Below are 26623 nucleotides of genomic sequence, written 5' to 3'. Positions count from 1 at the left end.
CCACATGGCAAAGTTCTTCATCGACCGCCCCGTATTCGCGTGGGTGATCGCGCTCTTCATCCTGCTGGGTGGAGCGCTGGCGATCACCATGCTGCCGGTGGCGCAATACCCGACCATCGCACCGCCGTCCATCGTCGTCAGCGCCGCCTACCCCGGCGCCACGGCGCAGGTGCTGGACGATGCCGTCACCTCCGTCATCGAACAGGAAATGAACGGCGCCGACGGCCTGCAATACGTGGAGTCGCAAAGCGATTCGAACGGCTCCGTCAGCATCACCGTGACCTTCCAGCCCGGCACCAACCCGGACCTGGCGGCGGTGGATGTGCAGAACCGCATCAAGCGCGTCGAGTCGCGCCTGCCGCAGGCGGTGATCCAGCAGGGCGTGCAGGTGAACAAGGCGCGCTCCAACATCCTGATGTTCGTCGGCGCCTATTCGACCGACGGCAGCATGGACCCGACCGCCATCGGCGACTACCTGGCGCGCAACGTGCTAAATGAGGTCAAGCGCCTGCCGGGCGTGGGCCAGGCCCAGTTGTTCGGCACCGAACGCTCGATGCGCATCTGGGTCGATCCCGACAAGCTGACCGGCTACAAGCTCAATATGAGCGATGTGACCACCGCGATCCGCCAGCAGAATGTCCAGGTGGCGGGCGGCACGGTGGGCGACCTGCCCAATCCGCGCTCCCAGGCCTGGTTCGCCCCCGTGGTGGTGACGGGCCAGCTGTCCTCGGTGGAGGAATTCGGGAAGGTCGTGCTGCGCGCCAACCGCGATGGTTCGCTGGTGCGGCTGCGCGATGTGGCGCGCATGGAACTGGGCGGCGCCAGCTACGGCATCCAGGCGCGCTTGAACGGGCAGCCGTTCGTCGCCATCGCCGTGCAGCAGTCGCTGACCGGCAATGCGCTGGCGACCGCCACCATCGTGCGCGAAAAGATGGACGAGCTGCAGAAGTACTTCCCGCCGGGCTTGAAGTACACCGTGCCTTACGACACGTCGCTATTCGTCAAGATCTCCATCGAGGAGGTGGTCAAGACCCTGCTGGAAGCCGTGGCCCTGGTGTTCCTGGTGATGTATGTCTTCCTGCAGAACTTCCGCTACACCCTGATCCCGACCATCGTCGTGCCGGTCGCCCTGATGGGGACTTTCGCCGCCATGCAGGTGTTCGGCTTCTCGATCAACGTGCTGACCATGTTCGGCATGGTGCTGGCCATCGGTATTCTGGTGGACGACGCGATCGTGGTGGTGGAGAACGTCGAGCGCATCATGAGCGAGGAAGGCCTGTCGCCGCGCGATGCGACGCGCAAGGCCATGTCGCAGATCACGGGCGCGATCATCGGCATCACCCTGGTGCTGATCGCCGTATTCATCCCGATGGCTTTCTTCGGCGGCGCGGTGGGCGCGATCTACCGCCAATTCTCGCTGTCGATGGTATCGGCCATGGTGTTCTCGGCCCTGATGGCGCTGTCGCTGACGCCGGCCCTGTGCGCGACCATGCTGAAACCTGTCGCAGCGGGCCACCATCATGCCAAGACCGGCATCTTCGGCTGGTTCAACCGCGGCTTCGCCTCCACCGCCTCGCACTACCAGGGCTGGGTGGCAAAGATCCTGACGCGCACCGGCCGCTTCCTGCTGATCTTCGCGGCCTTGCTGGGCATTGTGGCCTGGCTGTACGTGCGCCTGCCCTCCTCCTTCCTGCCGAACGAAGACCAGGGCTATATCATCGCCAACGTCCAGCTGCCGCCGGGCGCGTCGCGCAACCGCGCCGAAGCCGTGCTGGCGGAAGTGGATTCGTACTTCCGCGCCCAGCCGGGCGTGGCGCGCACGATCGCGGTGGCGGGCTTCAGTTTCTCCGGCAGCGGCCAGAACGCCGGCCTGGTATTCGTGCCGCTGAAGGATTGGAAAGAGCGCGGCCCCGACCAGTCGGCCGATGCGATAGCCATGCGCTCCTTCGGCGGCCTGGCCCATATTCAGGATGCGCAGGTGTTCGCCCTCAGCCCGCCGCCGATCCGCGAGCTGGGCAACGCCACCGGCATCACGGCCCGCCTGCAGGACCGGGGCGGCCTTGGTCACGACGCCCTGCTGGCGGCGCGCAACCAGCTGCTGGACTTGGCGGGCAAGAGCAAGGTGCTGACCGGCATGCGTCCGGAAGGCCTAGAAGACGCGCCGCAGCTGCAGGTCGACATCGACCGCGAAAAAGCCAACGCACTGGGCGTGGCGTTCACCGACATCTCGTCCACCCTGGGAACGGCGTTCGGCTCATCCTACGTGAACGACTTTGCCGCCAGCGGCCGCCAGCAGCGCGTGATCGTGCAGGCCGACCAGGAGCGCCGCATGCAGCCGGAAGACATCCTGCGCCTGAATGTGAAGAGCAGCACCGGAACGATGGTGCCGTTCGCGTCCTTCGCCACCACGCGCTGGGTGACCGGACCGATCCAGCTGGTGCGCTATAACGGCTACCCCGCCTACCGCCTGAGCGCCAACGCGGCGCCTGGCCATTCCACCGGCGAAGCGATGGAAGAACTGCTGCGCCTGGCCGAGCAGCTGCCGCCCGGTTTCGGCATCGAATGGACCGGCCAGTCGTCCGAGGAGCGCCTGTCCGGCTCCCAGGCCCCGGCGCTGTTCGCCCTGTCCATGCTGGCCGCCTTCCTGGTGCTGGCGGCCCTGTACGAATCCGAATCGATTCCGGTCGCCGTGCTGCTGGTCGTTCCGCTCGGCGTGCTGGGCGCCCTGCTCGGCGCGCATATCCGCAGCCTGCCGAACGACGTGTACTTCAAAGTCGGCCTGATTGCGATCATCGGCCTGTCGGCCAAGAACGCGATCCTGATCATCGAATTCGCCAAGGACCTGCAGGCACAAGGCAAGGGCCTGATCGAGGCAACGCTGGAAGCCGTGCACCTTCGCTTCCGGCCGATCATCATGACCTCGCTCGCCTTCATCCTCGGCGTGCTGCCGCTGGTGATCGCCTCCGGCGCCGGATCGGCCTCGCAGCGCGCCATCGGTACCGGCGTGATGGGCGGCATGATTACCGCCACCGTGCTGGCGGTCTTCCTGGTGCCGGTCTTCTTTGTGGTCGTGCGCCGCATTTTCAAAGGCAGCGAACGCCAGCGCCGCCTCGCCGCGCATGAACTGGACCAGCCGGAGAAAAAGCAATGATGAAGCATTCCAACGCCGCCCTCGCCGCCGCCCTGCTGCTGGCCGGCGCGATCTCGGGCTGTTCGATGGCGCCGTCTTACCAGCGCCCCGCCGCGCCGGTTGCCGACGCCTTCCCGGCCGGGACGCCGCCGGTCGGCGCCGCCACCACCGCCGCGCAGGGCACGCAAGCCGCCATCGACACCGGCTGGCGCGCCTTCTTCCCGGACGGGCGCCTGCAGCAGTTGATCGAAACGGCGCTTGCCAACAACCGCGACCTGCGCATCGCCGCCCTGCGCATCGAGGAAGCGCGCGGCGTCTACCGCATCCAGCGCGCCGACCGTCTGCCGACGCTGAATGCGAACCTGGGCGAATCGCGCAGCCGCACGCCGGGATTCGCAAGCATCAGCGGCCAGCCGCAAACCAGCGGACGCTTCGACGCCAGCCTTGCGATTCCCGCCTTCGAGCTGGACTTTTTCGGCCGCGTAAAAAGCCTGAGCGACGCCGCCCTGGCCAGCTACCTGGCCACCGAAGAAGCCAAACAGGCGGCGCAAATCAGCCTGGTCGCCGAAGTGGCCAAGGCCTACTACACCGAGCGTGCCTTCGCCGAGCAGCAGGTGCTGGCCGAAAGCACTTACGACGCCCGCAAACGCACCTTCGACCTGACCAGGCAGCGCGTGGAAGGCGGCGCCTCCTCCCTCCTCGACCTGCGTTCCAACGAGCAGCAGATGGAGACCGCCCGTGCCTCCGCGCTGGCCCTGGCGCGCCAGCGTGCCCAAGCCGCCAATGCGCTCGCCCTGCTGGTCGGGCAGGCGCTGCCGGCTGGCACGGCAAGCGGCGCACCGCAGCCGACAGAAGACGCGCAAGCCGATGCCATGTCCGCGCTGACTGCGGGCGCGCCGTCGGACCTGCTGGCCAACCGCCCCGACATCCGCGCCGCCGAACAGCGCCTGAAGAGCGCCAACGCCAACATCGGCGCCGCCCGGGCCGCCTTCTTCCCGCGCATCACGCTGACCACCTCGGCCGGCAGCGCCAGCCGCGATTTCAGCGGCCTGTTCGAAGGCGGCAGCGGCACCTGGGCCTTCGCGCCGCAACTGGTGCTGCCGATCTTCGACACCGGCCGCAACCTGGCCAACCTGGATGTCAGCCACGCCCGCAAGAACATCGCGGTGGCCGATTATGAAAAGACCATCCAGACGGCCTTCCGCGAAGTGGCCGACGCGCTGGCCGCAAGAACCTACCTCGGCGAACAGGTCGCCGCCCAGCGCACCGTGCAGGAAGCCCAGGCCGAGCGCCTGCGTCTATTACAATTGCGCTTTGAAAACGGGGTCGCCAGCTCGCTCGACGTGCTCGACGCCCAGCGCGAATTGTTCACCGCGCAGCAAGCCCTCGTGCAGGCACGCCTGCTGCGCATGAGCAGCGCCATCGACTTGTACCGCGCCCTTGGAGGAGGTTTGAAGTAGTGGATTCACCGATCAGTATCCGACTCGGCCAGCGCGCCCGCCAGCGCATCGAGCGCGAAGGCCTGCAGGCCGCCGACATCGCCATCATTCCTGCTGCGGCAGGCGGCCCCAAAGGCCTGATCCTGAACGGCATCGACCAATGGATGTTCGGCGAGTGGCTGAAACAGGCGCCGCGCCAGCGCCGGCTGATCGGCGCCTCGATCGGCGCCTGGCGCATGGCAGCCAGCGCCTTCCACGATCCGGTGGCGGCGCACAAGCGCCTGGCCCACCATTACACGCACCAGACCTATCCTGAAAAAGTGGATGCGGCCTATGTCAGCCGCGTCATCCGCACCCTGCTTGACAGCGTGCTCGATGGCCGCGGCGAGGAAATGCTGGCCAACCCCGGCTACCTGCTGTCGGTGATCGCAGTGCGCGGCATCGGCCCGCTGGCGCGCACGGGCGGCCGCCGCTGGCGTGAAATAGCCGGTTTCCTGCGCGCCGCCGCCGGCAACGCGGTGTCGCGCCGCCGCCTGGCCGGCGCCATGGAACGCGTTGTCTTCCACGACACGCGCGACGATGCCGCCTGGCTGCGCACCAGCTTCGATGCCTTCGCATCCCACTATGTCGGCCTGTCGGAACAGAACCTGCATGCCGCCCTGCTGGCCTCCGGCTCCATCCCGCTGGTGCTGCAGGCGGTGAGCGACATCCACGGCGCGCCACCCGGCGACTACTGGGACGGCGGCTTGATCGACTACCACCTGCACCTGCCCTACCAGCGCGACGAAGGCCTGGTGCTGTATCCGCACTTCACCGACCATATCGTGCCCGGCTGGCTCGACAAATCGATGCCATGGCGCCGCGCCCGCGACAGCGCGCTGGAAAACGTGATCCTGGTCTCGCCCTCGCCCTCCTTCCTGGCCAGCCTGCCGAACCGCAAACTGCCGGACCGTACGGACTTCAAGCACTACGGCCAGGAGCATGCCGCCCGCATCCGCGACTGGACCTACGCCATCGGCGAAAGCCAGCGCATGGCCGAGGCGCTGGCCCAGTGGGCGGAGCGACCCGACCTGGGACTTGCCCAGCCATTCTAAGCGCCGCATTTCCTGTTGCAGGCTTGCAACGGGATATCTGCCACGCAACTATTCAGGCGCATACTAGTACTCCAAACTCAGGAGGCCAGTATGCAAGTCCTGTCCCAGCTTCGCATTGGACCCCGCCTCGCGGCGGGCTTCGGCATCGTTCTGCTGCTGTCGGCGATCGGCACCAGTTACGCCCTCTACCATTCCAACGACACGGCCAACGCCACGCGCGCCATGATGGACCGCCCGCTGGCCAAAGAGCGCCTCGTCTCCGACTGGTATGTGCTGATCTACTCCGCCATCGCGCGCACCCAATTGATCGCCCGCAGCAGCGATGCCGAACTATCGAAGACCTTCGCCACCGTCATCGCGGACAGCACCAAGCGCGGCGGCGAACTGCTGAAACAAGTCGAAGCACTGCTCGAGACGCCGGAAGAGCGCAAGATCTACGACGATGCCATGGTCCTGCGCGCCAAATACCAGGAAGCGAAAAACAACATCATGAAGGCCAACCAGGCCGGTAATGCGACCGAAGGCGAACGGCTTTACCGCGACGTCTTCGATCCTGCGGCCAAGGGCTATCAGGAGAAGGTCAAGGAACTGCTGGCGCAACAGCGCAAAGCCATCGACGCCACGGCTGCCGGCATCAATGCCGCCCACGAACGCAGCACGCGCTTGATGGTCACCCTCAGCATCCTGCTGTTGAGCTTCGGCGCCTGGGCAGCCTGGGTCATTTCGCGCAGCATCACGGTGCCGCTGAACTCCGCGCTCGGCATCGCCAATACCGTGGCCGAAGGCGACCTGACCACCCGCTTCGATGACAAGACCGCGCGCGATGAAATCGGCGACCTGATGATCGCCCTGCGCGGCATGAACGATGCGCTGCGCCGCTTGGTGAGCCAGGTGCAGACCGGCACCACGGCCATCGCCACCGCCTCCAGCGAAATCGCCGAGGGCAACCTGGATCTCTCCTCGCGCACCGAACAGCAAGCCAGCTCGCTGGAGGAAACCGCCTCCTCGATGGAAGAACTGACGTCCACCGTGCGGCAGAACGCCGACAACGCCAACCAGGCCAACCAATTGGCGCATGCCGCCTCCGACGTTGCCGCGCGCGGCGGCGAGATCGTCGGCCAGGTGGTGGAAACCATGGGTTCCATCGATGCCTCTTCGCGCAAGATCGTCGACATTATCGGCACCATCGACGGCATCGCCTTCCAGACCAACATCCTTGCCTTGAACGCGGCGGTGGAAGCGGCGCGCGCCGGCGAGCAGGGCCGCGGCTTCGCCGTGGTGGCCTCCGAAGTGCGCAATCTGGCGCAGCGCTCCGCCGCCGCGGCAAAAGAAATCAAGGAGCTGATCGACAATTCCGTATCGCAGGTGAACGCCGGCACCTCGCTGGTGCAGCAGGCCGGCACCACCATGGGCGAGGTGGTGACCAGCGTGCGGCGCGTGACGGACATCATGGGCGAGATCACTTCCGCCAGCCGCGAGCAAAGCGTCGGCATCGACGAAGTGAACCAGGCGATCGGTCAGATGGACCAGGTGACGCAGCAGAACGCGGCGCTGGTCGAAGAAGCGGCTGCCGCAGCAGCCAGTATGCAGGAGCAAGCGGCACAACTGGCGCAAGTTGCAGCCTCGTTCAAACTCGGCACCGATGCAGTGGCCCGCTGGAGCGCACAGCCCCGCCCGGCAACTCAAAGGACCGACAACAGCAGGGACGCTGTTGCGCCAGCACTCAATTCCGCACCGCCGAAGCGACTGAGCACAACGGAGGCACGCAGCGCGCCGCGCGCCACGCCACGCCCGGCCGCCAACACTTCGGACTCAGACCGCTCAGCGGAACGCCGCACGAAGGCAGAACGCCGCTCACCTGCCGCGGCTAACGACGAATGGGAAGAGTTTTGATTTCATCACCGCATAAAGCAAGGGCGAACAACCGAAGTCGCCTGATGCATTGATGTCGGCAACATATGGGAGCATTATTTTTGCGGCCTCGATATCACCATCGAAGGCGACCATATGAAACGGAGTATCGCCATCCAGCCGGGGGCTGTCGGGCGCGTTGATCGTGTATCCGGAAAACATGTCAAGGGCGGCGTACCTGCTTACCAACGCCGTCAATTCATCGGATGCATCGCCGATGCAATCAGGGCCCCGTTCAGGTACTGTCATTACTCGCCCAGGAACATCTGCTGCAGGTCATTCAGGAAGCGCTGGCCCAATTCCGTCGGTTTGATCAGCATGTGGTCGCGGTACAGCAGGCCTTTGGCCTCGGCCGCGTTCAGCTGCTTCTCGATGGTGTTGAGCGCCACCCCGGTGCGTTCCGCGAACAGGTTCGGTTCGAAGCCGTCTTGCAGGCGCAGGGTGTTCAGCATGAATTCGAAGCCCATTTCATCACGTGCCAGTTCGCGCTCTTCCTGCACCGGGTTGCCGGCGGCCACCGCATCCATATAGGACTTGGGCTGCTTGTAGCGCGCCTGGCGCAGCACGCGGTGCGGGAAGGACAGTTTGGAATGCGCACCGGCTCCGATACCGAGGTAGTCGCCGAACTGCCAGTAATTGAGATTGTGGCGCGCCTGATGGCCCGGCCGGGCGTAGGCCGACACTTCGTAGTGGCCATAACCGTTCGAAGTGGTGAGGTCGGCGATCATGTCCTGCATATCCGCGCTCAGGTCGTCGTCCGGCAACTGCGGCGGATACTTGGCGAACACCGTGTTCGGTTCCATCGTCAGGTGGTACAGCGACAGGTGCGGCGGCTTGAAGGCGATCGCGGTCTCGATATCCTGGCGCGCCTGTTCCAGGCTTTGCCCCGGCAACGCGTACATCAGGTCGAGGTTGAAGTTGTCGAAATTGGCCAGTGCGATTTCCACCGCGCGTTTCGCCTCGCCGTCGTCGTGGATGCGGCCCAGCGCCTTCAGATGCTCGCTGTTGAAGCTCTGAATGCCGATCGACAGGCGGTTGATGCCGCTGTCGCGGTAGGAGCGGAATTTCTCGGCTTCGAAGGTGCCAGGATTGGCCTCCATCGTGATTTCACAGGCGCCGTCCAACGGCAGCAGGCTGCGCAGGTCCGACATCAGGCGATCCATGCCGGCCGCCGACATCAGGCTCGGCGTACCGCCGCCGATGAAAATCGTGTAAATCTTGCGTCCCCAGATCAGGGGCAGCGACATTTCCAGGTCGCGCCGCAACGCGTCCAGGTATTCCTGCTCTGGCACCTCGCCCTTGGCTTCGTGCGAATTGAAGTCGCAGTACGGGCACTTGCGCACGCACCACGGCCAGTGGATATAGAGCGACAGCGGCGGCAAGGCCTGCAGGTTCAGCGCGCCGGGGCGCAGGTAGGTAGCAGCGACGCCGGCGGCGCTGTCGATGGTGCGGCTTGGTGCGGCATTGCCGACCGGCTTAATCGGGATCATTTCTTCAGCTTCTCTACCAACGCACGCAGTGCCTGGCCGCGATGGGACAGGCGGTTCTTCTCTTCCGGCGCCAACTCGGCGACATGCTTGCCCAGCGCAGGGATCAGGAAGTGCGGGTCATAGCCGAAACCACCCTCGCCGCGCGCCTCGGCCGAGATCACACCTTCCCAGCGCCCATCGGCGATCACCGGCTGCGGATCGTCGGCATGGCGCACATATACCAGCACACAGTAATAGTAGGCCGATTTATCGGCGTGCGCAGCCAGGTCGGCGATGACCTTCTCGTTGTTGCGCGCGTCCGACTTGGGTTCGCCCGCATAGCGCGCCGAGTATACGCCGGGCGCACCGCCCAGCGCGTTCACGCACACGCCGGAGTCGTCCGCCAGCGCCGGCAAGCCGGTCAGGCGGGCGGCATGGCGGGCCTTGGTCAATGCATTTTCGACAAAAGTGTGGAAAGGCTCTTCCGCCTCCGGCACGTCGAATTCGCCCTGCGGATGGACGGAAAAACCAATGGTCGAGAGCAGCTCGTTGAATTCCTTGAGCTTGCCCTTGTTGTTCGATGCGAGAACGATGCGTTGTGTCATGAATATCGGCTCTTTTGAAAGAGCCGATATTTTAAACCACTTGCAGGACCAGCTTACCCTGGTTGGCGCCGGTGAACAGCTTGGCGAAGGTCTCCGGGAAGGTATCCAGGCCCTGCACCACGTGTTCGCGCGTTTTCAGCTTGCCGGACTGGATCCAGCCGCCCATGGTGGAGATGGCCTCCATCGCGCGGTGATAGTAATCGCCCACCATCACGCCACGCATGGTGGCGCGCTTGACCAGCAGTTGCAGGTAATTCGACGGGCCGGTCACGGCTTCCGTGCTGTTGTACTGGGAGATCGCGCCGCAAATCACCACGCGCGCGCCGTGCGCCAGGTTGGCCAGCGCCGCATCCAGGATCGCACCGCCGACGTTGTCGAAGAATACATCGATACCCTTTGGCGCATGCTGGCGCAGTGCGGCGGCGACGTTCTCGGTCTTGTAATCGATGGCGGCATCAAAGCCCAGTTCTTCGACCAGGTAGCGCACTTTGTCCGCACCGCCGGCGATGCCGACCACGCGGGCGCCTTTGAGCTTGGCGATCTGGCCTACCAGCGCGCCCACGGCCCCGGCGGCACCGGACACCACAACGGTGTCGCCTTCCTTCGGCTGGCCCACGTCCAGCAGGCCGAAATACGCGGTCAGGCCCGGCATGCCCAGCGCACCGAGGAACAGCGGCAGGGGCGCCAGCGTTGGATCGACCTTGTTCAAGCCTGCGCCGTTGTGGATTGCATATTCCTGCACGCCCAGCAGGCCGCTGACATGGTCGCCCGCCTTGAACCCCGGGTTGCGCGATTCGACCACGCGGCCGACGGCGATGGCGCGCATCACTTCGCCCAGCGCCACCGGCGGCATATAGGACTCGGTGGAGGCGTTCATCCAGCCGCGCATGGCCGGATCGAGCGATACGTGGGAAACCTGGATCAGGACTTCCCCGTCTTCCAGGGCGCGCAGCGGTGCGCTGGCGAAGTCGAAATCGGAACGCTGGACAGCGCCTTCAGGACGGCGGGCAAGCAGGAACTGGCGGTTGTTGGTCATGATGCAAAACTCCTTGGAAGATTGAATGATGCCAGTGTACGGCGCTTGGCTTTGCTTGATAAGTCAACGATCAGGCATTACATTGTTGACCATGGAGGAACAATGAACCCGCAACGCCTTGCCATTTTCGCCACAATCATCCAGTCCGGCAGTATCAGCGCCGCCGCACTCAAGCTGGGCTGCGGCAAGTCCGTCGTATCGCGCCAGCTGGCCCAGCTTGAAAAGGATCTGGGCGCACGCCTGATCCAGCGCTCCACGCGCCAGCTTGCGCTGACCGAGGTGGGGCAGATGGTGCTGGAGGAAGCGCGCCAGATCGAACGCTCGCTGGACAAGATCGCCCACCTGACCGATAGCTTCAAGCAGGAGGTGCGCGGCCTGCTGCGCGTTTCTTGCTCGATGGCCGGGCGGCGCGTGCTGGTGCCGCTGCTGGCCGATTTCACGGCGCGCTATCCGCAGGTGAAGGTGTCGCTGCAGCTGGACGACTCGATGGTGGACCTGATCGCGCAGCAGATCGACGTGGCGATCAGGACTTCGGCCCTGGTCGATTCGACGCTGGTGGCGCGCAAGCTGGCCGAGAACCCCAGTGTGGTGTGTGCTGCGCCGTCATACCTGGCGCGGTGCGGCGCTCCGCGCACTCCGCAGGAGCTGCAGCGGCATGCCTGCCTGCTCTATGCGGTGGGCTCGCGCGTTTATGACGAGTGGAATTTCGGCGACGCCGGCACAGTGCGGGTCGATGGGCCGCTGCAGATGAATGATGGCGGGGCGCTGGTGACGGCAGCTGTGGGGGGCGCGGGCATCATCAAGGTGCCGGTGCCGATCGTGGCGGACGAGCTGGCGGGCGGGCATCTGGTACGCATCATGGAGGATGTGGCCTTGCCGCCGGGGCCTGCCACCTATGCGGTTTATCCGGCGCGCGAGTTCCTGCCGTTGAAGACTGCGGCGTTTGTGGATTTTCTTTTGGAGCGCATGTCTAGAACCGGTAAACCCGGGTCAGACCCAAGGGCCTGACCCGGTTTCGCGGCGGCCGCAGACCGGGGGCTGCTTACAGGCCCAGTGCCTGCTTCTGCAGCTTGACCAGATCGCGAATACCACCTTCCGCCAGATCCAGCAGGCGGTTCATGGCGGCGCGATCGAAGGCCGCACCTTCAGCGGTGCCCTGCACTTCCACGAACGCCCCCGCATCCGTCATGATCACGTTCATGTCGGTATCGCAATCCGAATCCTCGGGGTAGTCCAGGTCCAGCACCGGCACGCCCTTGTACACGCCGACCGAAATCGCGGCCACGAAATGCTTGACCGGAATGGTCTCGATCATGCCGCGTGCCTTCAGCTTGGAGAAAGCATCATACGCCGCCACCATGGCGCCGGTGATCGACGCCGTACGGGTACCGCCATCAGCCTGGATCACATCGCAATCGAGCTGCAGCGTGCGTTCGCCGAAAGCCTCCAGGTCGAAAGCCGCGCGCAGCGAACGGCCGATCAGGCGCTGGATCTCCTGGGTGCGGCCGCTCTGCTTGCCCTTGGCCGCCTCGCGGTCCATGCGCGAATGGGTGGAGCGCGGCAGCATGCCGTATTCCGCCGTCATCCAGCCCTGGCCCTTGCCCTTCAAAAAGCCCGGCACGCGTTCTTCGATGCTGGCGGTGCAAATCACCTTGGTGTCGCCGCACTCGATCAACACCGAACCCTCGGCATGCTTGGTGTAGTCGCGGGTGATGCGGATGTCGCGCAGCGCATCGACGGCGCGGCCGCTCGGGCGGTTCACAGTGGTCATGGATTTCCTATTTCAATAATTGGGTGGACTTCTCGATGGCCCCGCGGATTTCCGCGATCGCCTTCTCGATTTCGTCGTCGTCGAACACGTCGTTCTCGACTTTAGCGCCATGGATGGTGGTGCTCACCACATCCTCCGGCAGCTGTTCCGTCGAAATCACCGTGGAGCCGGCGTGCGTGGTCGGCGCGCCGTCGGCGACCAGGGCGCCCTGCCACATGATGGCCAACGCCGTCACGTTATCGCTGGTCTCGCCGGCGCGGCGCAGCGCCGTGGCCAGCATGTCCGGCACGGCGCGCACCACGGTTTGCGTGGTCAGCATCTGCACCAATTCCTCGTCGCTGACCACCGCCCACAAGCCGTCGGAGCACAGCATCAAGGTATCGCCCGGCAGCAAATTGGCGCGGCCCGAGATCTCGATGCGCGGAGCGCTGCTGGCGCCCAGGCAGGCGTACAGCTTGTTGCGGTCCGGGTGGGTATTGCGCGCCGAAGCCGGGATCAGCCCCTTCTCGATCATGTTCTCCACATGCGAGTGGTCGCGCGTACGTCCGTGCAGCTGGCCGTTACGCACCCAGTACAGGCGCGAATCGCCGCAGTGCGCCCACACGGCGGTATTGTGCTGCACCAGGCAGGCCACAATGGTGGTGCGCGGCGACTCCGGCATATTGTGGGTCATCGTGTACGTATGGATGTCCCGGTGCGCGGCCTCCATCGCCTCTTCGAGGAAGCGCTCGGCCCCCTTCACGTAAGGCGTGGCCTGCTGCTGGAACATCTGCGAGATGGTGCGGGTGGCAATGGAAGCGGCGATTTCGCCGCGCGCGTGCCCGCCCATCCCGTCGGCGAGCACCAGCAGCAGCGCGTCGCGCGTGAAGCTGTAGCCCATCCGGTCCTGGTTGACCTTGCGGCCGCCAATGTGTGTTTCCTGATATACCGCGAATTGCATGGCATGAACTCCTTATTTTTGCGAGCGCGGCGCCGCTTCTTTTTTGCGGCCGAATCCGAGCTTGCCTGCCAGCTTGCCCAGCTTTTCAATTGCCCCCGGCGCAGGAGGCGGTTCTTTCGGCACCGGCGTCTGCGCCAGCAGTTTTTGCAGCTCGAACAGACTTTGCGGACGGCTCAAAGGATCAATCTGCAAAGTCGATCGTACCAGCTTGATCAGCTCCGGCGAGTAATTGCCGTCCAGCCGCTGCAGGTAGGCTTCCATCTTGTCTTCCTTGCGGCGCTGGTCGGCCGGCTGCGGCGGCTGGCCCAGCATACAGGCGAACATCGACGCACCGATCGAATACACGTCGGTCCACGGGCCCAGCGCCTCGGTCTTCGAATACAGCTCGGGCGGCGCAAAGCCGGGCGTATACATCGGCATCAGCTTGGGGCTGTCCGTGTTCACGGTCTGGCGCGCCGCGCCGAAGTCCAGCAGCATCGGCGTGCCGTCCGTGCGCAGGTAGATATTGGCCGGTTTCAGGTCCAGGTGCAGCAGCTTGTTGGTATGCACTTCGCGCAAGCCTTTCAGCACCTGCGTGAAGATCTGCCGCACGAAAGCCTCGCTGCAATTGCGTCCCTTGCTGCGCTGGCGCTGAATGTGGTCCTGCAGCGAATGACCCGATTCATAGGCCATGACCATATACACCGTTTCGTTCGCGCGGAAGAAATTCAACACTCTTACAACATTCGGGTGTGAAATCTTCGCTAATGCACGGCCCTCTTCAAAAAAGCATTTCAACCCGATCCTAAAGACCGCAAGGTTTGCTTTGGTGACCACAGGCACCATTTCGCCCTCTTGACGCAATGCAAGGCTACTTGGTAAATATTCTTTAATTGCTACTGCATTACCTTCGGCATCGTAGGCCAGGTACACAATACTGAACCCGCCTGACGCAATTTTCTTTACAATGCGGTATCCAGCAATTTCCAGGCCATCCGGTAATGGAGCGTTGTTTTGTGCTGCCATAAGTTTCCTCGCTTCAACTAAACCGGATTGTGTGGGACAAAGCAATATATTGTAAAGACAAAGACAAAATCGGGGATATCCTTTGAGCATTTCCAGCATGACTGGCTACGCCGTCGCCACCAGCGAAAGCGCCGCGGGCACACTGACAATTGAGATCAAAAGCGTCAATTCACGCTTTCTTGACCTGCAATTCCGCATCAACGACGACTTGCGGGCCCTCGAACCCGATTTACGCTCCGCCATCATGGGCGCCATCACCCGCGGCAAAGTAGAGCTCCGGCTCAGTTTTGGCCGTAAGGCCGCCGCCGCCGGCACCCAGGCCCTGAATCTCGCCCTGCTCAACGAACTGGCCCGCCTCCAGGGCGAGGTAGGCCAGCATTTCTCGGGCGCAGCACAGATGAGTGTTGCGGAACTACTGCGCTGGCCCGGTGTTGTCGAAGAGGCACAAATCGGCCAGGAATCGCTGCAGGCCGACGTTGCGGCCCTGATGGCCAAGACCTTGGCCGCCTTCGTCCAAAGCCGCCAGCGCGAAGGCGCGGCCCTGGAAGCGATGCTGGTTTCCCGCATCGAAGCGATGGAAACCATTGTCAAAAGAATTACCCCACTGATTCCTCAGGTAGTTGCACAATTCCAACAAAAAGCTGTCGAACGCATGCAGGAAGCCCTCGGCCTGGCCTGCCAAGGTTCGAACACGTCGATGTCGCGCCAGGACGCGATGGAACGCATCCGCCAGGAAGTGATCCTGTACGGCATCCGCATCGACGTCGCGGAAGAGCTGGGCCGCCTGTCGGCCCATCTGGGCGAAACCCGCCACATCCTGAAAAAAGGCGGCCAAGTCGGCAAACGCCTCGACTTCATGATGCAGGAATTGAACCGCGAAGCCAACACCCTCGGCGCCAAAGCATCGGTCAAGGAACTGGCCGACGCCTCGATGGAACTGAAGCTGCTGATCGAACAAATGCGCGAGCAAGTCCAGAACCTCGAATAAAAGTCGGGGTCAGGTCTGTCATTTGGACAGCCAACGCACACCTTTGATAAAGATCAATACGGGGCGAAACGCACAACTGTGCGCTCGCCCCGTTTGCTATTTTAGGAGCGTATTGAGATTTCTCAAATGTCGTCTTCGGGTGTCCAAATGACAGACCTGACCCCGAATTTCTTCCAAGGAATTCAACGATGAATATCCGCGTTGGCATTGGTGGTTGGGAGTTTGCTCCCTGGCGCGAAACTTTCTATCCGCCGGATGTTCCCATCAAGCGCGCGCTGGAATACGCGAGCTGTGTGCTGACCAGTATCGAGATCAACGGCACTTTCTACCGCGACGCCAAGCCGGAACATTTCGCCGGCTGGGCCGAACGTACGCCGAAAGATTTCGTCTTTGCCGTGAAGGCGTCGCGCTTTGCCACCAACCGCAAGGTGCTGGGCGAGGCTGGCGAGTCGATCGAACGTTTCATGAAGAGCGGCCTGTCCGAGCTGGGCGATAAGCTGGGCCCCATCCTGTGGCAGTTGGCCGCGACCAAGCGCTTCGATCCGGAGGATGTGGCGGCGTTCTTCAAGCTGCTGCCCAGGAAACTCGGCAAACATAAGCTGCAGCATGTGCTCGATGCGCGCCACGAAAGCTTCTTGTGCCCCGCGTATCTGACGCTGGCAAAGAAACACAAGATCGCGACCGTGATTACCGATTCGCCGAAATACCCCCATTTCACCGAGGTGACCGGCGATTTCGTCTACGCTCGGCTGATGGATGCGCAAAGCGAGATCGCCACCGGCTATACCAAACCCGCCCTGAAGAAGTGGGCCGCGCAGGCACAGGCTTGGTCCGACGATGGCAAGCGCGATGTCTTTGTCTATTTCATCAACGGCGCCAAGGAGCGTGCCCCTGCGGCGGCGCAGGAATTGCTGCGCGCCTTGGCGGCCAAGCGTTAGCGTTCCAGCCCGTCGAACCAGGCGAGGGCGCGCTCCCACAGCGCTTGTGCATGCGGGCGGAAGTAGCCCATATGCCCCAGCTTGCCCAGCCCGGCGACGGCCGGGTCGATATCGACGCTGTGCCACGCTGCGTTGCGGTAGCCGGACATCAGGGCGTCGCGTGACAGCGGCGGCGCCCATAAGTCGTCGGTGGCGTTCAGCGCCAGGATCGGCATGCGCACTTCGGCGAAGCCTTGCGCGATCTCGGGCACATCCGGGTCGTCCAGGAAGTAGCGCGGGAATTTGCACCAGTGCTTCCATTGCCGGTACACGCCCATGGGCAGGTCTTCGCCCATGCCAAGCTTGCTCCAGGCCAGGCGGCCCTTCCAGCGCGTGACGATGGGGCCGACGATGTGCCACATGGCCAGCACCCGCAGGCGTTCCAGGGGCGGCATCCAGCCGTGCCAGCCGGCGCCGACGCCGAACAGGTAGACGCCGGCGATCTTTGCGTGGTTCGGCACCAGCCCCAGTGCGTGGCCGCCGTAGGAGTGCCCGACCATGTACAGCGGGGTGCTGTCGGCGGGGGCGAAAAATTCGATGACCGCGTTCAGGTCCAGGCGCGCCCAGTCGAGGAAGCTGGCCTCGAAGCCGCGCAGGGTTGTCGGCGCGGAGCCGCCGACGCCGCGGTAGTCGAAGGTCAGGACGGTGTAGCCCTGCCCCGCGGCGAATTCGGCGAAGCGGCGGTAGAAGCCTTGCGGTACGCCGGTGGCGCCGGCCACCAGCAGGCGCGCTTTTTCCGGGCCGCGGGCGCGGTAGCGCATGGCGGAGAGCTGGTAGCCGTCGGCGGCGCGCAGTTCGAGTTTTTCCGCCAGCAGGAGGGCGGCGGCGGGCATATTGCTCATGTTTTCTTCTCCACGTTCAGCATCGGCATCAGGGCGTCCATGGTTTGCACCATCGGCGCGGTATCGCCCGCCACGCGGGCTTGCAGCAGGCCGCCTTCGTAGGCGGCGAGGATCAGGGCGGCGATGCCTTCCGCGCGCTGGCGTTCATGGCCGGCCAGCACCAGCGCATCGGCCATCCGGCCGCGCAGGCTGGCGAAGCCGGTTTTCAGGGCGTTGCGGATGTCCACGTCGCCGGCGGTCGATTCCAGCGCCACGGCGGCCAGCGGGCAGCCCAGTTCGAATGCGCTGTCGTCCAGGCCGCGCAGGGCGCGCAGGATCCAGGCCTGCAGCGCGCTGACCACGTCGGGCTCGCGCTCCATATAGGTGTCGAGCTTGTGCAGCAGGAAGCTGAAGGTGGCTTCGATGGCGGCCACGGCCAGTTGGTCCTTGCCGCCGGGGAAATGGTGGTACATCACGCCTTTGGGCGCCTTGGCCGTGGCCAGGATTTCGCTCAGGCCGGCGCCGTGCAGGCCGCGGTGCTGCAGCGTGGTGATCATGGCGTTGATCAGGCGTTCGCGGGTGGTCAGGGTGGGCGTCGTCATCAAACAACTCTATAGACCGGTCGGTCCATTGTCAAGCAGTGCAAAACCACTTGCCCTTGGTAAAATACCTCTTTGGGCGCGAGCCTAGCTTTTGAGAATTGCCAATGAGCCAACATTTTTCCGGTAGCCTGTTCATGGTTGCAGCGCCATCCGGTGCCGGTAAATCGACGCTGGTCAATGCCCTGCTGGCGCAGGAACCAGCCATCAAGCTGTCGATCTCGACCACCACGCGCCAGCCGCGCCCGGGCGAACAGCATGGCCGCGAGTACTTCTTCACCACGGCCGAGGATTTCCGCGCCCGGGCCGCCCAGGGCGAGTTCCTGGAATGGGCCGAGGTGCACGGCAATTACTACGGCACCTCGCGCATCTTCGTGGAAGAGCAGATGAAGGCCGGCACCGACATCCTGCTGGAGATCGATTGGCAGGGCGCGCGCCAGGTCAAGAAGCAGTTCCCGCAGGCGGCCGGCATCTTCATCCTGCCGCCCTCGTTCGCGGCGCTGGAAGAGCGCCTGCACAAGCGCGGCCAGGACGAAGTCCACGTGATCAACCGCCGCTTGCTGGCGGCGGGCGGCGAAATCGCCCACGCGCCGGAGTTTGAGTATGTTATTATCAACGAAGAGTTCCCGGTCGCCTTGTCGGAGCTGAGCGCGATCGTCCGATCCGCCCGTTGCCGGTTCGCGCAACAAGCCGCCCGCAATGCCAAGTTGATGTCCGAGCTGGGCATCCACGCCGACCACGCAGAATAAATACCGCATCTACCCAGGAGTGAAAGCATGGCCCGTATTACTATTGAAGATTGCCTGAAGAACGTCCCTAACCGCTTCCAGCTGACCCTGGCAGCCACCTACCGCGCACGCCAGCTGCTGCAAGGCCACACCCCTAAGGTCGAAGCCAAGGACAAGCCAACCGTCGTCGCCCTGCGTGAAATCGCCGCCGGCAAAGTAGGCCTGGAAATGCTGAAAAAGGTCCCTATGTAAGCTGGGAACCTTTTTGTTCCCGATATGAACCTGTCATCCGCCGATCCCAACATCAGCGAACAGCCCGCACGGCGGGCACGGCGCCCGGCTAAGCAACAGCCGGGCGTTGACGTTTCTGCCCCCGCAGTTTCGCCGTCCCCGCCGTCCCCGCCGGCCGCGCCGGCCGTGCCAACCGGCGTCGCCACCATCACCCACCTGACCGAAAAGCTGGCCGAGTACATGAGCGAGGCCGACCTGAAAAAGGTCAAGGAAGCCTATCGCTTCTCGGACGAGATGCACCTGGGCCAGGTGCGCAAGTCGGGCGAGCCGTATATCTCGCACCCGATCGCGGTGGCGGAAATCTGCACCGAATGGAAGCTCGACGCGCAAGCCATCATGGCGGCCCTGCTGCACGACGTGATGGAGGACCAGGACGTCAAGAAGGAGGAGCTGATCGAGCGCTTCGGCGCCCAGGTGGCGCACCTGGTGGACGGCTTGTCGAAGCTGGAAAAAATCGAGTTCCAGAGCCAGATCGAGGCGCAGGCGGAAAACTTCCGCAAGATGCTGCTGGCCATGGCCTCGGACGTGCGCGTGATCCTGATCAAGCTGGCCGACCGCCTGCACAATATGCGCACGCTGGAAGTGATGGTGCCGGCCAAGAAGCGCCGCATCGCAGCCGAGACCATGGAAGTGTATGTGCCGATCGCGCACCGCCTCGGCCTGAACAATATCTACCGCGAGCTGCAGGACCTGTCCTTCTCCCACCTGTACCCGCTGCGCTACCATGTGCTGCACAAGGCCGTGAAGGCGGCGCGCGGCAACCGGCGCGAGGTGGTGTCGAAGATCCTGGACGCGGTGAAGAACACGCTGACCATGGCCGGCATCGAGGCCGAAGTCTACGGCCGCGAAAAGACCCTGTACGGCATCTACAAGAAGATGCGCTCCAAGCACCTGTCGTTCTCGCAGGTGCTGGACGTGTACGGCTTCCGCGTGGTGGTCGACAGCTTCCCCAACTGCTATGTGGCGCTGGGCACCCTGCACTCGCTGTACAAGCCGATGCCGGGCAAGTTCAAGGACTATATCGCGATCCGCAAGCTGAACGGCTACCAGTCGCTGCACACCACCTTGATCGGCCCCTACGGCACGCCGGTGGAGTTCCAGATCCGCACCCAGGAAATGCACCGTACCGCCGAATCGGGCGTGGCGGCGCACTGGCTGTACAAGAGCAACGACGCCAACATCTCGGACATGCAGCAGCGCACCCACGCCTGGCTGCAATCGCTGCTCGACATCCAGCAGCAGACCGGCGACTCGGCCGAATTCCTGGAACACGTCAAGGTCGACCTGTTCCCCGATTCGGTCTACGTGTTCACGCCGAAATCGAAGATCATCGCCCTGCCGCGCGGCGCCACGCCGATCGACTTCGCCTACTCGATCCACACCGGCATCGGCGACCACACGGTCTCGGTCAACATCAACGGCGAAGCGGCGCAATTGCGCACGGAGCTGCGCAACGGCGACATCGTGGAAATCGTCACCGACCCGAACTCGCGCCCGAGCCCGACCTGGCTGTCCTTCGTGCGCACCGGCAAGGCGCGCTCGGCGATCCGCCACCACCTGCGCACCATCAATCTGCCGGAATCGATCCGCCTCGGCCAGCAGTTGCTGGCGCAGGCGCTGGCCGCCATCAACGTGCCGCGCGAACTGCCGCCGCCGCTGATGGAGCGCCTGCTGAACGAATCCTCGGCCAAGTCGATGGAAGAGCTGCATGCCGACATCGGCATCGGCAAGCGCATGGCCGCCCTGGTGGCGCGCCACATCTTCGGCCTGCTGGGCGGCGAATCGGCCAGCGCGCCGATCGAGCACACCAGCCCGAAAGAGCTGGACCCGGTCACCATCTACGGCAGCGAAGGCGTGTCGGTGCAGCTGGCGCCGTGCTGCCTGCCGATCCCGGGCGACCATATCGTCGGCCAGCTGCGGCGCGACCAGGGCCTGCAGGTGCACACCGGCGACTGCTCGGTCGCCAAGCGGCTGAAGCAGAAAGAACCGGAACGCTGGATCGCCGTGAAATGGGGCACGGAAATCAACCGCCGCTTCGACAGCCGGATCCGCCTGATCATCAACAATGAAAAAGGCATCCTGGCGCGCGTCGCCGCCGAAATCGGCGAATCGGACGGCAACATCACCTTCGTCGGCATGGACGAAGACCGCGAGCACATCCTGCACCAGCTGCGCTTCACGATCCAGGTCAAGGACCGCGTCCACCTGGCAGCGCTGATCCGCAACGTCAGGAAAGTCGCCGGCGTCAACCGCGTCACCCGCGAGCGCGCATAGCATGGTGTCAGACCCTGCGGGTCTGACACCGGTTTACCGGTTTTTCGCGCTGCGCAGCGTAGCATCCCCCTTGATCGCAAACCGGATGCGCTCCAAGTCCTTCTCGGAAAATGGCAAATCAAACAGTGCCCTATACGCGCGCAGCCGGCCTAAAACATCGATGCCAAGATCAAGATAGACCGGGTGTGGACGCAGCAATTCGTCCTCTTTCCCTTCCGCATTCGCACGGTAGCTCGACCACCTATACGCACCGGCGAAATCAACCATCCTGGCGCGCACTGGATTCAGTTCGATATATCGCTGGCACAACAGCAGATAGGCCGCGCTATCGATTTGCGAGGAGTGATACCTGCTATCCCACATCGTTCCAGTACCGCCATGCCGCACATGGCGCCAACGCGAAGTTCGTTGCGCCAGGGATTTCATGAAACTCGCCTGGCAGTTTTGTGCGCGCAGCGTGACCAAAAGATGGAAGTGATTGCTCATCAACACATATGCGTGAATGTCGCAATCGGACTTCAGACTATGCTCTTTAAGTAACGCCAGGAAGCGCCTTCGCTCCTCGTCGTCATGGAAACATACTTGGCCATTATTGCCACGTTGTACGAGATGAAGACAGGTGCCTGCTGGGTAATTGCGAAGGGAACGGGGCATTTCAGCGCTCCTTGTCAAAACCGGTACACCGGTGTCTGACCCGCAGGGTCAGACACCGTCCAGTCAAAGGATAGCCGTACTGCCGGCTGGCGTTTTGTGCACGCTCAAGGCGCGGGGGCGGGGTAGCTGACGTCGAGGATTTCCAGTTCTTCGGCGCCGTTGGGCGTGTGCAGCAGGACCATGTCGCCTTCGCGCGCCTTGGTCAGCGTGCGGGCGACCGGACTGATCCAGCTGATCTTGCCCTTCAGCGGATCAAACTCGTCGATGCCGACGATCGTGATCGTGTGTTCTTCGCCATCGCCTTTGGCATAGGTGACCGTGGCGCCAAAGAACACCTGGTCGTTGCCATGGTGGATGCTGGGATCGACCACCTCGGCCAGGTCCATGCGCTTGGTCAGGAAGCGGATGCGGCGGTCGATTTCGCGCAGGCGGCGCTTGCCGTAAATGTAATCGCCGTTCTCGGAGCGGTCGCCGTTGGAGGCGGCCCAGTGCACCACCTTCACCACTTCAGGACGCTCGACATCGATCAGCTGCAGCAACTCGTCCTTGATGCGCTGATAGCCGGCCGGCGTGATGTAATTTTTGGAACCTTTTGGAATCGGCGGCGCGCCTGGCGGCAGGTCGTCGTCATCGTCCGGCTCGCTCTCTTTGACAAAAGCTTTGTTCATAACCGCATTCTAATTATTTGGTGCAATAATGGCTGCCACATGAAGCGATTGTACACATTCAGACGCCGCCTGTTTGCGCCGCTTGTCTACCTGGCTGCCTTGTTCCTCATTTTCGAGGAATGGCTGTGGGATGCGGGCGCGCGCCTGATGATACGGCTGTCCGCCTTCCCGCCCTTCCGGGCCTTGGAACGCCTCATCTGCGGCCTCGGCCCGGCCGCGGCCATGGCCGTCTTCCTGCTGCCGGCCCTGATGCTGTTCCCGGTCAAGCTGCTGGCCCTGTTCGCCATGGCGCGCGGCCACGCCATCATGGGCCTGAGCGTGTTCGTGCTGGCCAAGATCGCCGGCGCCGCCGCGGTGGCGCGGCTGTACACGCTGACCCGGCCGTCCCTGCTCAAGCTGCGCTGGTTCGCTTGGCTGCAAGGCCGTTTCCTCGCGGTGAAGGAGCGCTGGGTGGCCCGCCTGAAAGCCAGCGCCGCCTGGCGCGCGTACCGCGCCCTGGTGGACAGTGTGCGCGAGCGCCTGCGCCGCTGGCGTGCCGGCTGGCGCCGCGGCCGGCTTTCCGCCCGGCCGATGCGCGTGCTGCGCCGCTTCAGCGCGTTCTGGCGCATGCGCCGCCGCTGAGCCCGTCGCCCGACCATGCGCCCAGCCTTGCCGACCACCCTGCACACGATCGCCGCCAATGCCCCCGGCCTGGTGTACCAGTTCCGCCGCGCGGCCGACGGCAGCGTGTCCTTCCCTTACCTGAGCGATGGCTGCCTGGCCTTGCTGGGCGTCGGCGCCGCCGAACTGCAGGCGGTGCCCGAGCGCTTCCTGTCCCTGGTACTGCCGGAAGACCGCCCGGCTTACCTGGAGTCGATGCAGTCGTCGGCCCAGTCGATGGCGAGCTGGAACTGGGAAGGCCGCATCTGGGTCGAGGCCTGGAAGGACGTCAAGTGGATCAACCTGCGCTGCACCCCGCACGCCCTGCCCGGCGGCGCCGTGCTGTGGGAAGGCATGATGTCGAATATCACGGAGAGCAAGCGCGAGCAGCTCGAAGTGCGCGCCAGCCGCGCCCGCCTGGCCGAGCTGACCGCCCACATCGAAAAGGTCAAGGAGCAGGAGCGCGAGCGCATCGCGCGCGAAATCCACGACGACCTGGGCGGCAACCTGACCGCCATCAAGATGGCCCTGGCCATGCTGGCGGCGCGCCTGCCCGACGATGAAGCCTTGCAGAAGAAGGCGTCCTATGTCGACGCCCTGGTCGACCGCACCATCGACGCCGTGCACCGCCTGACGCTGGACCTGCGCCCCACGGTGCTGGACTTCGGCCTGCTGCCCGCGCTCGAATGGCAGGCCAAGGAATTCGAGACCCAGGCCGGCATCGCCTGCACCCTGCGCGCCGGCATGAAGGAGCTCGAGCTCGATCCCGAACAGGCCGCCGCCCTGTTCCGCATTGCGCAGGAAGCGCTGACCAATATCGCCAAGCATGCCCAAGCGAGCGCGGCCGCGATCCGGCTCAGCCGCAGCCGCGGCGTGCTGACCTTGAAGATCAGCGACAACGGCCGCGGCATCCGCCCGGCCGACCGCGCCAAGCCCGACTCCTTCGGCCTGCGCGGCATGGCCGAGCGGGCCCGGGCCCTGGGCGGTACGCTGACCCTGGGCCATGCGGCCGGCGGCGGGACCGAAGTGGCGATAAAAATCCGTCTCCCGGCATCGGCCCCGGACGTTACAATAGGCCATGAATGAAAAAGCCGTCATCAAGGTTTTCATTGCCGACGACCACGCCATTGTGCGCGAAGGCTTGAAACAGATATTGGCCGAGACCCGGGACATCGTGGTCGCCGGCGAGGCGGAAAGCGGCCTCGATGCCATCAAGCTGTTCCGCAAGTCCGGCTGCCATGTATTACTACTTGATATTTCGCTGCCAGATCGCAACGGAATTGAAGTACTAAAACAAGTCAAGAAAGACAAGCCGGAACTGGCCGTGCTGGTGCTATCCATGCACCGCGAAGACCAGTACGCCATCCGCTCGCTCAAGGCCGGCGCCGCCGGCTACCTCACCAAACAAAGTGCGCCAAAAGAGTTAGTAAATGCAATCCGCCAGTGTGCGGCAGGGTTAAAATATATCAGTCCGGCCTTGGCCCAGGAATTGGCCAACCATGTCGGCGAGGACCACCAGGCGGCGCCGCATGAAACGCTGTCGGACCGGGAATACCAGACCCTGACCATGATCGCCTCCGGCAAGACGGTGGGCGCGATTGCCAAGGAACTATCGCTCTCGGTCAAGACAGTCAGTGAATACCGCTCCCGCCTGTTGGCCAAGATGAACCTGAAGAACAGCGCCGAGCTGACGCACTACGCCATCAAGAACCAGCTGATCGAATAGAAATGATGCCGTGAAGTAAGCACATTTCCACCCGTTGATTCTGGAATCGGGCGACTGGCGGGTGGCTTAAGATGCTGACAATCGGTAAACCTTTGAAAAGGCTGTACGTCAGATGTCTAGCAAACCCACCAATCCAGCCGCGGGGGACATGAATCCGGCTGATATTGCGCGCGAGGCGTTCCGCCGCCTCGCCGTACGCCGGATTGCCCCGACGCCTGACGCGTATCGCGACATCTACAATGAAATCGCCGGCGTCAGCACGCCGCCGCCCGCCCCCGTGGTGCAGGACAGCCCGGCCGAAGCCATGCTGGCCCAGTTTGCCGCGCGCCTGACCGACCAGCCGGGCGACTTGGCCGACTTCGGCCGCCGCTTCAACCGCGCGGTCAAGGCGCGCGACTGGGATACCTATGCCCGCACCCTGGCCTCGCTGGCCGAACGCCCGCTGGTCAAGGTGGGCGCCGGCGGCCTGGTGCCGGAAGAGACCAACGAGCAGGCGCGCGTCCTGCGTGAACTGCTGAGCCGAACGCTGACCTTCGCCGTCGCTTCCCTGCTGTCGGGCTCGCCAGCCCTGGTGGCCGAGGCCGAGTCGCTGGGCGCGGCCACCAAGGAAGCCCATACGGACGCGGCGCTGGCCGAAATCAGCAGCCGCCTCAAGCAGCTGTGCTACCAGATCGAACTACGCAGCGGCGACACGGCCGAGCAGCAGGAATTGCTGCTGCGCCTGTTCCGCCTGCTGCTCGAAAACGTCAGCGAGCTGCTGGACGACGATTCCTGGCTGCGCGGCCAGATCGACGCCGTGCAGAACCTGATCGCCGGCCCGCTCGACTCGCGCGCGCTGGAGGAAGCCACGCGCAGCCTGAAGGACGTCATCTATAAGCAAAGCCAGCTCAAGCACTCGATCACGGACGTCAAGGCCACCGTCAAGAACATGATGATGACCTTCATCGACCGCCTCGGCGCCGTGGCGACCTCGACTGGCGACTTCCACGAAAAGATCGGCGGCTATTCCGACAAAATCCGCGCCGCCCACGATATCGGCGAGCTCAACCAGATTCTCGACGATGTGCTGAAGGAAACCCGCCAGGTGCAGAGCGATGCCCTGCAGGCGCGCGACAATATGATGGTGGCGCGCCAGGAAGTGCAGGATGCCGAGGCGCGCATCCACGCCCTGGAAGCCAAGCTGCAGCATTTGAGCGAACTGGTGCGCGAAGACCAGCTGACCGGCTCGCTGAACCGGCGCGGCCTGGACGATGTGTTCGAGCGCGAGACGGCGCGCGCCGACCGGCGCGGCACGCCGCTGTGCATCGCCGTGCTGGACCTGGACGACTTCAAGAAACTCAACGATACCCTGGGCCATATCGCCGGCGACAATGCGCTGAAACATTTGGTCAAGGTTGTCAAAGAGACCTTGCGCTCCATGGACGTGATCGCCCGCTTCGGCGGCGAGGAATTCCTGATCCTGCTGCCGGAGACCAACATCGAGGCGGCCGAGGCCACCATGACCCGCCTGCAGCGCGAACTGACGCGCCACTTCTTCATGCATGAAAACGAGAAGGTGCTGATCACCTTCTCGGCCGGCGTCGCCCTGCGCCGCCCCAACGAAGTGCAGGCCGACCTGGTCAAGCGGGCCGACGAGGCCATGTACAAGGCCAAGAAATCGGGCAAGAACCGGGTCGTCGTTGCCGAATAAACCACCGCGCTCCCAGCAGCCCGCCCTCCGGCGGGTTTTTTTTCGTCTTTTCGGCGCATGAAAAATATTTTTTTCCGGCCTAAAGTTCAGGAAAAACACGCCGTCTTAGCGAACATGGCGCAGGCAACTTGAGGGGAGTAACAGGACGATTTACCGCGCAAATCGCCC

25 protein-coding genes are annotated in these 26623 nt (G+C 63.9%); 14 read left to right on the top strand and 11 right to left on the bottom strand.

The window, feature by feature from the left end; genetic code table 11:
* Window positions 1-4: 4 nt before the first annotated feature.
* The 4 genes from H597_RS0126735 to H597_RS32630 all read left to right on the top strand — a co-directional run bounded on the left by H597_RS0126735 (window position 5) and on the right by H597_RS32630 (window position 7556).
* Entirely contained in the window at window positions 5-3151 is a 3147-nt protein-coding gene (locus H597_RS0126735) for an efflux RND transporter permease subunit (RefSeq protein WP_028104813.1), read from the top strand.
* A complete protein-coding gene (locus H597_RS0126730) occupies window positions 3148-4590 on the top strand; it encodes an efflux transporter outer membrane subunit (RefSeq protein WP_028104812.1) in 1443 nt (480 codons plus the stop codon). Before H597_RS0126735 ends, H597_RS0126730 begins: the two co-directional genes overlap by 4 nt.
* Window positions 4590-5663, top strand: coding sequence for a patatin-like phospholipase family protein (locus H597_RS0126725; protein WP_028104811.1), 1074 nt, complete (start codon window positions 4590-4592; stop codon window positions 5661-5663). The genes H597_RS0126730 and H597_RS0126725 overlap by 1 nt, the downstream gene beginning before the upstream one ends.
* A gap of 90 nt (window positions 5664-5753) precedes the next feature.
* On the top strand, window positions 5754-7556 hold the full coding sequence (locus H597_RS32630) for a methyl-accepting chemotaxis protein (protein ID WP_083941309.1): 1803 nt from the start codon (window positions 5754-5756) through the stop codon (window positions 7554-7556).
* On the opposite strand, the gene H597_RS0126715 is transcribed toward H597_RS32630, so the two are convergent.
* From H597_RS0126715 to H597_RS0126700, 4 genes are read right to left on the bottom strand one after another with little or no spacing between them, the layout of a single operon-like run.
* Complete coding sequence (locus H597_RS0126715) at window positions 7518-7823, bottom strand: ankyrin repeat domain-containing protein (protein WP_028104810.1); 306 nt, start codon at window positions 7821-7823, stop codon at window positions 7518-7520. The genes H597_RS32630 and H597_RS0126715 overlap by 39 nt on opposite strands.
* Window positions 7823-9064 carry a radical SAM family heme chaperone HemW gene (gene hemW / locus H597_RS0126710; protein WP_028104809.1) on the bottom strand — a complete coding sequence of 414 codons (1242 nt, stop codon included), beginning with the start codon at window positions 9062-9064 and terminating at the stop codon, window positions 7823-7825. The genes H597_RS0126715 and hemW overlap by 1 nt, the downstream gene beginning before the upstream one ends.
* The gene (gene rdgB / locus H597_RS0126705; RefSeq protein WP_028104808.1) at window positions 9061-9648 is read right to left on the bottom strand and encodes an RdgB/HAM1 family non-canonical purine NTP pyrophosphatase; all 588 of its coding nucleotides are present in this window, start codon (window positions 9646-9648) and stop codon (window positions 9061-9063) included. The genes hemW and rdgB overlap by 4 nt, the downstream gene beginning before the upstream one ends.
* Before the next feature lie 31 nt (window positions 9649-9679).
* Window positions 9680-10684: an NADP-dependent oxidoreductase gene (locus tag H597_RS0126700; RefSeq protein WP_028104807.1), complete on the bottom strand. Its 1005-nt coding sequence runs from the start codon at window positions 10682-10684 to the stop codon at window positions 9680-9682.
* A 102-nt stretch (window positions 10685-10786) separates the two neighbouring features.
* Here H597_RS0126700 and H597_RS0126695 point away from each other — a divergent pair, with 102 nt between their 5' ends.
* Window positions 10787-11692 (top strand): LysR family transcriptional regulator, encoded by a 906-nt coding sequence (locus H597_RS0126695; protein WP_028104806.1) that lies wholly within the window; start codon window positions 10787-10789, stop codon window positions 11690-11692.
* Between the two features lie 34 nt (window positions 11693-11726).
* Here H597_RS0126695 and rph read toward each other — a convergent pair whose 3' ends face one another.
* From rph to H597_RS0126680, 3 genes are read right to left on the bottom strand one after another with little or no spacing between them, the layout of a single operon-like run.
* Entirely contained in the window at window positions 11727-12455 is a 729-nt protein-coding gene (gene rph / locus H597_RS0126690; RefSeq protein WP_028104805.1) for a ribonuclease PH, read from the bottom strand.
* 7 nt (window positions 12456-12462) lie between these two features.
* Window positions 12463-13395 (bottom strand): PP2C family protein-serine/threonine phosphatase, encoded by a 933-nt coding sequence (locus H597_RS0126685; protein ID WP_028104804.1) that lies wholly within the window; start codon window positions 13393-13395, stop codon window positions 12463-12465.
* Between the two features lie 12 nt (window positions 13396-13407).
* Window positions 13408-14400 (bottom strand): serine/threonine protein kinase, encoded by a 993-nt coding sequence (locus H597_RS0126680; protein WP_028104803.1) that lies wholly within the window; start codon window positions 14398-14400, stop codon window positions 13408-13410.
* A 97-nt stretch (window positions 14401-14497) separates the two neighbouring features.
* Between H597_RS0126680 and H597_RS0126675 the strand changes: the two genes are divergently transcribed.
* Both H597_RS0126675 and H597_RS0126670 read left to right on the top strand, forming a co-directional pair.
* On the top strand, window positions 14498-15388 hold the full coding sequence (locus H597_RS0126675) for a YicC/YloC family endoribonuclease (protein ID WP_028104802.1): 891 nt from the start codon (window positions 14498-14500) through the stop codon (window positions 15386-15388).
* 188 nt (window positions 15389-15576) lie between these two features.
* Window positions 15577-16326: a DUF72 domain-containing protein gene (locus H597_RS0126670; protein ID WP_028104801.1), complete on the top strand. Its 750-nt coding sequence runs from the start codon at window positions 15577-15579 to the stop codon at window positions 16324-16326.
* Here H597_RS0126670 and H597_RS0126665 read toward each other — a convergent pair.
* Entirely contained in the window at window positions 16323-17207 is an 885-nt protein-coding gene (locus tag H597_RS0126665) for an alpha/beta hydrolase family protein (protein ID WP_229632253.1), read from the bottom strand. The two genes, H597_RS0126670 and H597_RS0126665, sit on opposite strands and share 4 nt — an antisense overlap.
* Window positions 17204-17788 (bottom strand): TetR/AcrR family transcriptional regulator, encoded by a 585-nt coding sequence (locus H597_RS0126660; protein WP_028104799.1) that lies wholly within the window; start codon window positions 17786-17788, stop codon window positions 17204-17206. Before H597_RS0126660 ends, H597_RS0126665 begins: the two co-directional genes overlap by 4 nt.
* 104 nt (window positions 17789-17892) lie before the next feature.
* Between H597_RS0126660 and gmk the strand changes: the two genes are divergently transcribed.
* From gmk to H597_RS0126645, 3 genes are read left to right on the top strand one after another with little or no spacing between them, the layout of a single operon-like run.
* A complete protein-coding gene (gene gmk / locus H597_RS0126655; protein WP_371850749.1) occupies window positions 17893-18534 on the top strand; it encodes a guanylate kinase in 642 nt (213 codons plus the stop codon).
* A gap of 27 nt (window positions 18535-18561) precedes the next feature.
* Window positions 18562-18765, top strand: a complete 204-nt coding sequence (rpoZ, locus tag H597_RS0126650) for a DNA-directed RNA polymerase subunit omega (protein WP_005665923.1) — start codon at window positions 18562-18564, stop codon at window positions 18763-18765.
* A gap of 24 nt (window positions 18766-18789) precedes the next feature.
* On the top strand, window positions 18790-21078 hold the full coding sequence (locus H597_RS0126645; RefSeq protein WP_028104797.1) for a RelA/SpoT family protein: 2289 nt from the start codon (window positions 18790-18792) through the stop codon (window positions 21076-21078).
* A 33-nt stretch (window positions 21079-21111) separates the two neighbouring features.
* On the opposite strand, the gene H597_RS34450 is transcribed toward H597_RS0126645, so the two are convergent.
* A complete protein-coding gene (locus tag H597_RS34450; protein WP_028104796.1) occupies window positions 21112-21732 on the bottom strand; it encodes a transposase in 621 nt (206 codons plus the stop codon).
* 104 nt (window positions 21733-21836) lie between these two features.
* Complete coding sequence (gene greB, locus H597_RS0126635) at window positions 21837-22400, bottom strand: transcription elongation factor GreB (RefSeq protein ID WP_028104795.1); 564 nt, start codon at window positions 22398-22400, stop codon at window positions 21837-21839.
* 39 nt (window positions 22401-22439) lie between these two features.
* Here greB and H597_RS0126630 point away from each other — a divergent pair, with 39 nt between their 5' ends.
* The 4 genes from H597_RS0126630 to H597_RS0126615 all read left to right on the top strand — a co-directional run bounded on the left by H597_RS0126630 (window position 22440) and on the right by H597_RS0126615 (window position 26455).
* The gene (locus tag H597_RS0126630) at window positions 22440-23021 is read left to right on the top strand and encodes a hypothetical protein (RefSeq protein WP_028104794.1); all 582 of its coding nucleotides are present in this window, start codon (window positions 22440-22442) and stop codon (window positions 23019-23021) included.
* A 15-nt stretch (window positions 23022-23036) separates the two neighbouring features.
* The gene (locus H597_RS0126625) at window positions 23037-24125 is read left to right on the top strand and encodes a sensor histidine kinase (protein WP_154668300.1); all 1089 of its coding nucleotides are present in this window, start codon (window positions 23037-23039) and stop codon (window positions 24123-24125) included.
* The gene (locus H597_RS0126620; protein WP_028104792.1) at window positions 24118-24765 is read left to right on the top strand and encodes a response regulator; all 648 of its coding nucleotides are present in this window, start codon (window positions 24118-24120) and stop codon (window positions 24763-24765) included. Before H597_RS0126625 ends, H597_RS0126620 begins: the two co-directional genes overlap by 8 nt.
* A gap of 112 nt (window positions 24766-24877) precedes the next feature.
* The gene (locus tag H597_RS0126615; RefSeq protein ID WP_028104791.1) at window positions 24878-26455 is read left to right on the top strand and encodes a GGDEF domain-containing protein; all 1578 of its coding nucleotides are present in this window, start codon (window positions 24878-24880) and stop codon (window positions 26453-26455) included.
* The last annotated feature ends 168 nt before the right edge of the window (window positions 26456-26623 follow it).

It is taken from the genome of Pseudoduganella violaceinigra DSM 15887, from assembly GCF_000425385.1.
Taxonomy (GTDB): domain Bacteria; phylum Pseudomonadota; class Gammaproteobacteria; order Burkholderiales; family Burkholderiaceae_D; genus Rugamonas; species Rugamonas violaceinigra.
The sequence above is the reverse complement of the archived record's forward strand: the minus strand, read 5'-3'. Positions and strand labels throughout refer to the sequence as shown.

Bases quoted from the DNA above. Each gene is read 5' to 3' on its own strand.
- H597_RS0126630 (WP_028104794.1), top strand. From the start codon at position 22,440: ATGAAGCGATTGTACACATTCAGACGCCGCCTGTTTGCGCCGCTTGTC.
- H597_RS0126645 (WP_028104797.1), top strand. From the start codon at position 18,790: ATGAACCTGTCATCCGCCGATCCCAACATCAGCGAACAGCCCGCACGG.
- H597_RS0126680 (WP_028104803.1), bottom strand. From the start codon at position 14,400: ATGGCAGCACAAAACAACGCTCCATTACCGGATGGCCTGGAAATTGCT.
- H597_RS0126615 (WP_028104791.1), top strand. From the start codon at position 24,878: ATGTCTAGCAAACCCACCAATCCAGCCGCGGGGGACATGAATCCGGCT.
- rpoZ (WP_005665923.1), top strand. From the start codon at position 18,562: ATGGCCCGTATTACTATTGAAGATTGCCTGAAGAACGTCCCTAACCGC.
- H597_RS32630 (WP_083941309.1), top strand. From the start codon at position 5,754: ATGCAAGTCCTGTCCCAGCTTCGCATTGGACCCCGCCTCGCGGCGGGC.
- hemW (WP_028104809.1), bottom strand. From the start codon at position 9,064: ATGATCCCGATTAAGCCGGTCGGCAATGCCGCACCAAGCCGCACCATC.
- rph (WP_028104805.1), bottom strand. From the start codon at position 12,455: ATGACCACTGTGAACCGCCCGAGCGGCCGCGCCGTCGATGCGCTGCGC.
- H597_RS0126695 (WP_028104806.1), top strand. From the start codon at position 10,787: ATGAACCCGCAACGCCTTGCCATTTTCGCCACAATCATCCAGTCCGGC.
- H597_RS0126625 (WP_154668300.1), top strand. From the start codon at position 23,037: ATGCGCCCAGCCTTGCCGACCACCCTGCACACGATCGCCGCCAATGCC.
- H597_RS0126620 (WP_028104792.1), top strand. From the start codon at position 24,118: ATGAATGAAAAAGCCGTCATCAAGGTTTTCATTGCCGACGACCACGCC.
- H597_RS0126735 (WP_028104813.1), top strand. From the start codon at position 5: ATGGCAAAGTTCTTCATCGACCGCCCCGTATTCGCGTGGGTGATCGCG.
- H597_RS0126715 (WP_028104810.1), bottom strand. From the start codon at position 7,823: ATGACAGTACCTGAACGGGGCCCTGATTGCATCGGCGATGCATCCGAT.
- H597_RS34450 (WP_028104796.1), bottom strand. From the start codon at position 21,732: ATGCCCCGTTCCCTTCGCAATTACCCAGCAGGCACCTGTCTTCATCTC.
- H597_RS0126660 (WP_028104799.1), bottom strand. From the start codon at position 17,788: ATGACGACGCCCACCCTGACCACCCGCGAACGCCTGATCAACGCCATG.
- greB (WP_028104795.1), bottom strand. From the start codon at position 22,400: ATGAACAAAGCTTTTGTCAAAGAGAGCGAGCCGGACGATGACGACGAC.
- H597_RS0126670 (WP_028104801.1), top strand. From the start codon at position 15,577: ATGAATATCCGCGTTGGCATTGGTGGTTGGGAGTTTGCTCCCTGGCGC.
- H597_RS0126685 (WP_028104804.1), bottom strand. From the start codon at position 13,395: ATGCAATTCGCGGTATATCAGGAAACACACATTGGCGGCCGCAAGGTC.
- gmk (WP_371850749.1), top strand. From the start codon at position 17,893: ATGAGCCAACATTTTTCCGGTAGCCTGTTCATGGTTGCAGCGCCATCC.
- H597_RS0126665 (WP_229632253.1), bottom strand. From the start codon at position 17,207: ATGAGCAATATGCCCGCCGCCGCCCTCCTGCTGGCGGAAAAACTCGAA.
- rdgB (WP_028104808.1), bottom strand. From the start codon at position 9,648: ATGACACAACGCATCGTTCTCGCATCGAACAACAAGGGCAAGCTCAAG.
- H597_RS0126730 (WP_028104812.1), top strand. From the start codon at position 3,148: ATGATGAAGCATTCCAACGCCGCCCTCGCCGCCGCCCTGCTGCTGGCC.
- H597_RS0126700 (WP_028104807.1), bottom strand. From the start codon at position 10,684: ATGACCAACAACCGCCAGTTCCTGCTTGCCCGCCGTCCTGAAGGCGCT.
- H597_RS0126675 (WP_028104802.1), top strand. From the start codon at position 14,498: ATGACTGGCTACGCCGTCGCCACCAGCGAAAGCGCCGCGGGCACACTG.